Consider the following 9,732-nt stretch of genomic DNA (forward strand, 5'->3'; position numbering starts at 1 on the left):
CGGAGAGGATGCCGCTGCTGTGAACGCAGGACTACGGGTGATCTATGTTGCGCCAGAGACGGCCGCGGGTGGCGTCGGCGCTTTTGCTGATTTCTTGTTGCCTGCGATCCGTGACCTGGTCCCCGACGTCGTCGAGATTCGCCACGGTAAGCCGGGATCGGACACTGTCGCACAACTGCGCGCGCGTCGTGCCCAGATCACCGAGGCGATCGCCGGTGCGGGTGGTCGCGATGTGGTCGTGCACAGCGAACTTTCCGGCGGTTCCGTCGAATCCCTGTGGCCAACTGCGCGTCTGGGCGTTCGCTCGACGGCCGTTGTACATGATCCGCCCAATCTGGTGTGGTGGCCGTTTCGGACGAAGTTCCTTGCGGATCGCCGGGTGCTCAACCACGGCCTGCATTTCGGTGCGCGCCCGGTGTCGCATCAGATCGAGAAGTACCTCGGCGCTCGACGTGAGTACTTTGCGCTCAGTGAGATCGGCGCTGAGTCGATTCGTGGTCGCTTCCCCGGGGCAACCGTGGCACGGACCTACCATCCGACCACCACGAGCGTCGAACTCCCCGAGCCCTCGTTGCGTCCGCGTGCGGTGGGACTCTTCGGGATTGTGTACCGAGGCAAGGGGTTTGAACACATTTCCCGAATCCGCGAGGTGCTGCCCGACGACATCGAGGTCCGTATCGCGGGTCGTGGAACGGAGTCGATTCCGTCGTCACCGGGCGTCACCGTCCTCGGCACGCTCGATGAGGACGAGCTCGCAGACTTCTTCGGCTCCATCCAGGCACTGCTGATGCCGTATGGGCGACGCAGCCCGTACGGAATCGCATATCCGGCATCAGCTGTTGCGGCACAGAGCATTTCCCATCAAACGCCGTACATTTCGACCGATCACGGCGCGCTCGGTGAACTCGGCGCCGAGGGCGGAGCCATCGTAGTCCCCGGTGAAGCGGACGACCTCGCCGGTCTCATGGCTCAGCAGGCCGCACAGTTGCTCGACGACCCGGCCCGTATGGGAACCCTCCACGATGAGCTCGTGCGCCTGTGCAAGGAACGCACGCCCAAGCAGATCGCGGAAGCGCTCGTGGAAACGTGGTCACGGTGAGCCGGTTCGCGGCGGCTCGCACTCTGGCACAGTCGCATTCGCATCTCACGAAGGCACTCGTCGCGGCCATGTGGACGTACGGGGGGCGTGGGATCGGACTGCTGTGGACGTTGATCCTGATCGCCAAGCTCGGCATCGGCGGATACGGGCAGTACGCCATGGCGTTCGCCCTTGCCGCTATCGCAGCAGCTCCCGTCGACAACCCGTTCAGTGTCCGCGCCATTCGCGAGAGTGAGTCCCGCTTCCTTTCGGAACGATCGGGCCGGGTTCTGGTCGGTCTGACCGCAATGGCCGCCGGAGTGGCGCTCATTCCGGTCAATTACCTCGCATGGTTCGCGTTGCTCGTCGGCGGCGGCGAGATCGTCTTCAACGCCTACAAGAGCCGTGCCTTCCGCGACGGCGACCCGCACCGCGTCATGCGGATGGATACGATCCGGCAAACGACCAGTATCGCGCTCGGTACCGGCTACCTCATGCTGGCTCCGCAGCCAAGCCTGGTCGGTGCCAGTTTGCTCTATGCCGCACCGTATTTGGTGATCGCGTGCGCCTCGATTCGGATGGTCTGGGGCGTCGCGCCGAAGGCTCCCGGCACTCCGCGCATCATTGCGGTGCTGTTCACCGAACACCTTGCCAATGCGGTGTACATCCAGGGCGACATCCTGCTGTTGGGATTCCTCACGAACAGCGATGTGGCCGGCTACTACTCGGTGGCGAGCACATTCGCGTGGGCGGTCGCACAGGTCGGTCAATCGTTCGGCGTGACCTACCACGAGAAGCTGCGAGCCGCAGGAGGACACGCATCCGCCGGGCCGCCCAAGAAGCACGTGTTGGTCGTGGCAACAGGGGCGTCACTCGTACTTCTGACTGTGGGCGTGGTGCTCCTGTTCACTCCGGTGGCCACCCAGCTGGCCGTGTCGATGATCGTGATGTCGGCGTTCGTGTTCCTGCGAGTGTTCAACTTCGTCTACACGACGCTGCTGTATCTCCAACGGCGCGACGCCGTGCGCACCATCTCGGCAGGTGCTGTCGCGCCGGTCAAGCTCGGACTGGTGGCCGTCTTGGCGATGGCAGGGCTGGGTGCTGTCTCGGGCGCGATCGCGTCGGTCGTCGCCGACGCACTGCTGCTCGTGGTACTCAGCCGGGCCTCTCGTTCTGGCCCACTGGAATCGGGCGACACCCCCGAGATGCTGGAATCGGGCGACATCCCAGATACGCCAGCGCCGGAACGTGGCGGTCGACATCGTCGTGAAGAGCTTGAAAACGAGAGGGGGGTGCTATGGAGCGGGTAACTTTTCTGCTCTCCAAGGATCCGACGACCGAGCATGGTGGCGACATCGCACTGTCGCGCATCTTGCTCGGGATCGCGTCCGAGCACTACGACGTCGAGGCAGTGTGTTTATCCGGGGAGACGGGCCCGGCCGAGGACCGCAGCGTGACGCGCGTGCCCAAGCCGCCCGTCAGTGCTCGCTCGCTGCTGGCTCGTAGCGCGCGGCGTATGCAGAGCCTCTGCCATGTGCGTTACGACGTCGAAGCGCTTGTCTCCGAGATCAACTCGCGCGAATCGGATGTCTTCATCGCCGAGCACAGCTATATGGCCGAGTCGTTTCTCCGCTCTCGGCATGCGGGCAAGACCCCGTTCGTGGTCAACACGGTGAACACCGAGTCGGAGGTCTGGAAGGCGACCCGCGGCTGGATCGGACGTGTGGAGGCGCCACGAATACTGCGGGACGAGGTCCGTGTGGCGAGGGCTGCGGACGCCGTCGGAACCTACGATCGTGAAGAGGCCGAGTTCTATCGAGACCAGGGAGTTCCACTGGCGCGCTGGATCGACCTGACATTGCCTCCTGCGCCCCGATTGGATCTGACGAGCACCGCGAGGCGATTGGTGTTCATGGGAACGAGAGACTGGCCTCCCAACCAGGAAGCGTTCCTCACGGCCCTGCGACTGTGGCCGAGAATCTCTGAGGGCATTAGTGACGCCGAACTGTGCATTATCGGGGCGAAGAAGCCGGGCGCTGCCGATCCGGAGTATCCCGACGGGGTTCGGGACCTCGGTTTCGTCGACGACCTACAGGAGTTCTTGGGTACGTGCCGCGCGCTGATAGCGCCGGTTTCGACCGGTGGCGGTGTGCGGGTCAAGATCCTCGAGGCCGCAGCCAAGGGCCTCCCCGTTGTGGGGACGTCGGCCGCGATCGGATCACTCGGGCCGGTGCTGGGCCTCGACCCGTGTGATTCTGACGACGAATTCATTGCCGAGTGTCGACGGTTTCTCCTGGAAACCGACTATTCGACGAAGAACGGGTCGGAACTGTATGAAAGGAACGCGTCGCGGTGGGACGCGGGCGTGCCGCAGGAGTCCGTGCTCGGTTTAATTGCTCGTAGCCCCGTGCCCGCAGGCAGATGAGACCATGGAACCAGCACAGTCACGACCGGCCACAGTCACGAACCTCTCACATTCACGAACCCCTTACATTCACGAACCCCTGACATTCACGAACAAGGACTGGATATCGCAATGAAGGCGATCGAACGACGAGATCACGAAGGCCCTTCGGCGTCGAAGAAGGGGGGTGTCTCCCGTGTGGCCCCTCGCTGGGCACGGCCGATGATGGTGATAGCGCTCCTGGTCGCAGTCGTTGGTGCCCTCACGACTGCCACGTCCGGCCAAGCACACGCTTTCCCGCGAGCCGAGTTCGGTTTCAGCGAGGGCGGGTATTCGCTGAAGAGGTCGAATGCGCAGTTGTCTGCGACATACGACTCGGCATCCGAGTTGGGAGCTACGTGGTCGAGGATGGTCGCGTACTGGCCTGATATCGAGCCGTCGCCCGGCAAGTTCGATTGGTCCAACACCGACCGACTGGTGAATGGCGCCAAGGCGCGCGGATTCCGGGTCGACATCATTCTGCTCGGCGCGCCGACGTGGGCCGGCGGTAACGGTCTACCCGGCACTCCGCCCAACGCGGCCGCGTTCGGCAACTTCGCTGCGGCTGCGGCGCGTCATCTCGGCAACAGGGTCGATGCGTACGAGATCTGGAACGAGCCCAACCTCGTCAACATGTTCACGCCCGTCGATCCCGCGCGCTACGCGTCGCTACTGCGCGCTGCCTACCCGCGGATCAAGGCGATCGATCCTTCCTCGACTGTGCTCAGCGGTGGACTCGCGAGTACGACGGCGTTGAACCTCGGTGCATATACGACTCCACCCGTCGAGTTCCTCAGGCAGATGTATGCGGCGGGCGCTCGAGGCTTCATGGACGCTGTTGCCGATCACCCGTACACGTTCCCCTTCACCGCTGACCGAGACCCGAATGCGCGGTGGGCGCAGACTGCCCAGATGTACGACATCATGCGCGCCAATGGCGACGGTGGAAAGAAGATCTGGATCACCGAATTCGGTGCACCGACAGGTACCGGTAACGGCGCGGTGAGCGACGCAGCGCAAGGCGCGATCCTCACAAGTGCGCTGCGCGAAGGGGCGTCGAGGCCCTACATCGGTCCGATGTTCCTGCACTGCATCCAGGATCCGGGTTCCAACCCGTCGAACGTCGAAGACAACTTCGGTGTCACGCGTATCAACAACTCCAAGAAGCCGGCGTTCTGGGCGGTCAAATCCCAGATCCGGTGAGCCGGGTATCGCTCCCGCGTCACCTTCTCGTCGCACTCGCAGCGGTGGTCGCTGTCGTGAGCTCGGTGTCGTGTGGAGCGGTGCGGACGTCGAATCAGACGAGCGGTTCGGAGAAGGTGCACGTGCAGGCGCCGCCGCCCACAACGCCCGAAATGGCGTTCTCCGGAGGCGGACGGTTGCTGTGGGCATCCGACGACGAACTGCGGCGGTACGTCGCGACGGTTGTCGACTCCGGCGCTCGTATGGTGCGTTTGGATTTGTCCTGGCCGCTGCTGGAACCCGCTGAGGGAGTATTCAATTGGGCTCCGTTGGATCGCGTGGTGAATGCTCTGAGGTCGAGCGGCATCGACGTGTTGGGCATCATCGACTACACGCCCGCATGGGCATCGGGGCACAGCGACCTGGTGACGTATCGCCCCAATACCGCGGCCGAGTACGGCGATTTCGCGGGAACCGTGGCGTCGCGCTACAAGGGACGAATCAAGGCGTACGAGATCTGGAACGAGCCAAACGGAACGCCCTACTTCCGTCCCGGACCGGACCCAGAGTTCTACACCTCGATGCTGCGGGCTGCCCATACCGCCATCAAGACGGAGGATTCGGCGGCATTGGTGATCGGGGGTGCCGTGGGATTGGCGCCAGACACCGAGGTCAGCATGAATGCGCGAGTGTTCATCGATCGCATGTATCGGGCGGGCGCCGGAGGACACTTCGACGCGTTGTCGGTGCATCCCTACAGCTACCCCAACGGGCTGACGGCCAACGCGGACAACAGGGACTCGCTCGTGTCGATGCTCGCTGACATTCGTGCCGAGATGGTCGAACGCGGCGACGGTGGTCAAAAGATATGGGCCACCGAGGTCGGCTACCCCTCGGGGGGCCCGGGTGGCAGTGAATCGCGCCAGGCAGGCCTGATCACGGAGTTGGCAGCAGACTGGGCGCAACTGCCCTACGGCGGTCCGGTCTTCATTCACGAACTGGTGGATCGTGGGGTTTCGGACGTCGACAACGGGTCGACAACGGACTTCGGCTACACCACGGTTGCTGCGGAGACATCATACGGAGTCGTGCGCTCGGACTTCACGCCCAAGCTCGCTTTCGCCAAGGTGAAATCGCTTGTCGCGCAGGACACGATCAGCAATCCGACGGTCGACAGGGTGCGCTCCGCCGCAGCGGAAGCCGCAAGCATGCTCGGCGAGGCGAGAACACCCGTGTATCAGACGACTTCGCGCAGAGGAATTGCCCAAACGGTGCAGCGGTACGCCTCGGGACGGGTGATATGTGGGTCAGCGGGCTGCTACGCGGTGCCTGCCGTCCTGGTCGACTACGTTGCGCTCCTGGGTTACCCGCCGTCGGGCGCGTTCACGGGGACAACGCAGGACATCGATTCGCCCGGCGGCACAAGGGTGTTCTACAAACCCGGAACCGGAGTCCACTCGCTGTCGGGTGAGATGCTGAAGGCTTGGTCGCCCGACGTGGGGTATCCCGTCGCCGAACAGCAGGTCATCGACGGCGAGACGATCGTGCAGTGCGAGAACGGTTCCATTGTGTACAGGCCCGGAGGTAAAGCGGTGGTGAGGTTTTCGTGAGGAAATGGGTGCGTAACCTTCTCATCGCGGTGGTGGTGCTCATGGCCGTGTTCGGGCTGCTCATAGTGGTGGCAATCGCGCGGCCGCTCCTTCATCGTGGGAGCAACGATCTGGGAATCCACCAGACCGTCGACGCTCCCGGCGCGGTGATCTCGGCGCGCGAGGTCTTCGATATTCCGCTCAGGCTGAAACTCGCCAAAGTCCATGCCGTGCACGTTCTCTACGCCTCGCGTGATGCCTCCGGCGTGATCCAGCGGGTATCCGGGACCGTGTTCAAACCAGACGGCGCCGCCCCGGCCGGGGGTTGGCCGATCATCGCGTTCGGCCACGGGACGAGCGGAATCAATCAGCCGTGCGCGCCGTCGAGCAGCTCGGGTATGGATGGTGCTGCGGCGCTTGCGCTGGGCCTGACAAGTGCGAAATACGCTGTGGCAGTGCCTGATTACCAGGGTCTCGGAGCGCCGGGAGTGCACCCTTACCTCGACAACGTCACCGAGGGCCACAATGTGATCGACTCGGTGCGTGCATTGCGCACGGTGTTCCCGGAATCGTCGAAGCGGTGGGCGGCATACGGCGGATCACAGGGAGGCGGTGCGGTGTGGGGGGCGGCAGATGCAGCGCCATCGTATGCGCCGGAACTCGACCTGCTCGGAGCGTCGGCGCTCGTACCTGCGGCAGACCTCACCGGGCTCGTCGACAAGGCGCTCGCCGGGACCCTTACCCGCGACCAACAGCTTGTGCTGCAATGGATCGTCGAATCCCGAGCGCGTATGGACCCGAACTTCCATCGCGACGACTTCCGCAAGGGTGCAGCTGTCGAGGGCTGGAACACGTTGTCGGCGTGCGACAGGTCGCTCGCCAAACGGCGAGACGAGATCGCCAAGAACCTCGGACCGCACGATATCGGTCCGCAGAATCCGGCTGCGGCACAACAGTTGCGGGATGTACTTGCTGCATACGCGCTGCCGAAGAACCGTTCCGCGGCACCGCTGCAGATCACCTACGGGACGGCCGACACCTTCATCGACGTCGCGTGGACCGACGCCGCCATCCGGCGCGCGTGTGAGTTGGGAGATACGATCACCATCGATCGGCAGCCGGGCAAGGGGCACGGAGACATCAACGGCGATGCTGTGATCCCTTGGCTGCTCGACCGATTCGCCGGAAAGCCGGCCCCCAACAACTGTTGATCGGATGAGACCGTGCAGGAACCGAACACAGCCACACCCGCATTCGATCTGACGCCGGGTTCACCCGATCAGTTGGCGCGTCACGGCGATTCCGGTCGACGAGAACAGGCGGTGCGCCGAGCCAAGGACAAGGTGCTGCGGCTGCTGGCGGCCGGCGAGCCTGCGCCACAGGTCGACTCCCCGTATCTGGTGGTCCCGATTCTCGGCCAGTCGAATGCGGTGGGCGACAACGAAGTCCAGCCGGATGACATGTCGCCGGGAACGCTACCCGTACACCAGTGGCCTGGGTGCGGAAGACGTAAGGGACAAATCCTGCTTGCCACAGACCCGCTACTGCATGAGATACCCGCGGGCGGCGTCGGTTTCGGCCGGTCGTTCGGCGAACACTTGGCGGCCGACACCGGTCGGCCGGTGCTGCTCGTTCCGTGCGGGCGTGGTGACACGTCGTTCTATCCCAAGAATGGTTACAGCTGGGACCCTGCTGATACGTCGGCGCGGGTCAACCTGTTCACGTTCGCGGTGACGCAGATAGAAGGCGCACTGGCGGCGGCGGGGCCATCCGCTCGGGTAGCTGCGTTTCTCTGGCACCAGGGCGAGTCCGACGTCCCGCTGCTGGCGCCCGATGCCTATCGAGCGCGACTCGAGTCCGTTGTCACCGGGCTCCGGTCTCGCTTCGGCGATGCTCCATTCGTCCTCGGCCAGATGGTTCCCGAGGAGATCGAGAGTCGACGCGCCGAGTATGCGGGCATCGACGACGTGCACAGGACCCTGCCACGGACAGTCGATAGCTGCGCTTTTGTGCCGGGACCCATCGGTATGGCCAAGTTGCCGACCGAGATCATCCACTACAGCCGCGCCGGTCAGCGGGAACTGGGTGACCGAATGTATGCGGCGTATGCCGAGCTGTCGTCGATAGGAGAGTCTCGCTGAAACCGGCCTGTCGGCTGGGTTTCAGTACGCGCCGTCGCTGGAGATCACAGCGCGAGCCGTCCTCCACATGATCATCAGATCGTGTGTGATCGACCAGTTCTCGACGTAGGAAAGGTCGAGGCGGACGGACTGCTCCCAGGACAGATCCGACCTGCCGGACACCTGCCACAGCCCGGTCATCCCCGGACGCACGAGCATGCGGCGCGACGTCGGGTCGTCGTAGGTGTCGACCTCTTCACGCAGGGGAGGACGCGGCCCGACGAGGCTCATGGAACCGAACAAGACGTTGAAGAGCTGCGGGATCTCGTCAATGCTGTACCGGCGTAGGAACGCTCCCACCCGGGTGACCCGCGGATCGTCCCGGATCTTGAACAGCACCCCGTTCCCTTCGTTCTGGTCGGCGAGTTGGCTACGCAGCCTGTCGGCGTCCACGACCATCGACCGGAACTTCCACATGTGGAACGGAATGTTGTTGAGTCCTATGCGTTCTGCCCGATAGAAGACGGGACCGCGAGAGTTGAGCTTGATTGCGATCGACACCACGATCAGCGCGGGAGTGAAGGCCAAGAGCAGAAGTGCGGCACCGACCCTGTCGACCGTCGCCTTCAGCAGGCGGTTGGCGCCGTGATACTGAGGCTTCTCGATGTGCAGCAGCGGAAGGTTGGCCACCGGACGGACCGACATCCGAGGTCCGGCGACGTCGGTGACGCCCGGGGACACCAGGATATCGACGTTCATCCCCTCCATGCTCCAGGACAGCTCCCGCATGGCGGAGTGACCCAGAACCTCGGCGGACGTGACTGCCACTGTGGTCGCGCCGCACAGTGCCACGGCCTCACGGGCGTCGTCGAAGGTTCCGATGATCGGAACCTTGCGCTCGCCCACTTCGAGTGACGACGCGTGCGCTTTCGACGAATCCTCGGGAACGCATAGCCCCACCACCTGGTAACCGAGCCGGGGATGAGCGGAGAGGTGTTCGATGAGTGGCGCGGCGGAGCGACTCGATCCGACGACCAACACCTGGTGCTGGTCGACGCCCTTCTCCCATCGCCGCGCGATTGCTTTGCGCCACACCCAATGTGCGATGAGCAGTGCCAGAGTGCCGAAGGGGAGGGCGATTGCGATGAAACCACGCGCCACGTCGAACTTGAAGACGAGGTCGAGCATGGCGATGATGCCGAACGCAATCACACTCGATTTGAGAATGCGGGTGTATTCCGCGTGTCCGGCGCCGATCACCCGTCGGCTGGAGGTACCCGAAACCTTGAGAACAGTACTCCATAGTGCAATGAGAGCCAA

8 protein-coding genes are annotated in these 9,732 nt (G+C 63.8%); 7 read left to right on the forward strand and 1 reads right to left on the reverse strand.

Annotation, left to right across the window (positions count from 1 at the left end):
* Positions 1-19 precede the first annotated feature (19 nt).
* The 7 genes from ABW18_RS20575 to ABW18_RS20605 all read left to right on the forward strand — a co-directional run bounded on the left by ABW18_RS20575 (position 20) and on the right by ABW18_RS20605 (position 8,433).
* Positions 20-1,099 (forward strand): glycosyltransferase, encoded by a 1,080-nt coding sequence (locus tag ABW18_RS20575; RefSeq protein ID WP_049700846.1) that lies wholly within the window; start codon positions 20-22, stop codon positions 1,097-1,099.
* Entirely contained in the window at positions 1,096-2,388 is a 1,293-nt protein-coding gene (locus ABW18_RS20580; protein WP_235434472.1) for a lipopolysaccharide biosynthesis protein, read from the forward strand. Before ABW18_RS20575 ends, ABW18_RS20580 begins: the two co-directional genes overlap by 4 nt.
* On the forward strand, positions 2,376-3,503 hold the full coding sequence (locus ABW18_RS20585) for a glycosyltransferase family 4 protein (protein WP_049700848.1): 1,128 nt from the start codon (positions 2,376-2,378) through the stop codon (positions 3,501-3,503). The genes ABW18_RS20580 and ABW18_RS20585 overlap by 13 nt, the downstream gene beginning before the upstream one ends.
* A gap of 111 nt (positions 3,504-3,614) precedes the next feature.
* Positions 3,615-4,724, forward strand: coding sequence for a cellulase family glycosylhydrolase (locus ABW18_RS20590; RefSeq protein ID WP_235434473.1), 1,110 nt, complete (start codon positions 3,615-3,617; stop codon positions 4,722-4,724).
* Positions 4,721-6,313 (forward strand): cellulase family glycosylhydrolase, encoded by a 1,593-nt coding sequence (locus ABW18_RS20595; protein WP_152930164.1) that lies wholly within the window; start codon positions 4,721-4,723, stop codon positions 6,311-6,313. Before ABW18_RS20590 ends, ABW18_RS20595 begins: the two co-directional genes overlap by 4 nt.
* 8 nt (positions 6,314-6,321) lie before the next feature.
* Positions 6,322-7,503 (forward strand): lipase family protein, encoded by a 1,182-nt coding sequence (locus tag ABW18_RS20600; protein ID WP_231894341.1) that lies wholly within the window; start codon positions 6,322-6,324, stop codon positions 7,501-7,503.
* 12 nt (positions 7,504-7,515) lie between these two features.
* Positions 7,516-8,433 (forward strand): sialate O-acetylesterase, encoded by a 918-nt coding sequence (locus ABW18_RS20605; protein ID WP_049700851.1) that lies wholly within the window; start codon positions 7,516-7,518, stop codon positions 8,431-8,433.
* Positions 8,434-8,454: 21 nt separating this feature from the next.
* Here ABW18_RS20605 and ABW18_RS20610 read toward each other — a convergent pair.
* On the reverse strand, positions 8,455-9,732 hold a 1,278-nt coding region (locus tag ABW18_RS20610; protein ID WP_049700852.1), incomplete at its 5' end, for a sugar transferase.

Source organism: Gordonia jacobaea, assembly GCF_001186365.1.
GTDB lineage: Bacteria > Actinomycetota > Actinomycetes > Mycobacteriales > Mycobacteriaceae > Gordonia > Gordonia jacobaea.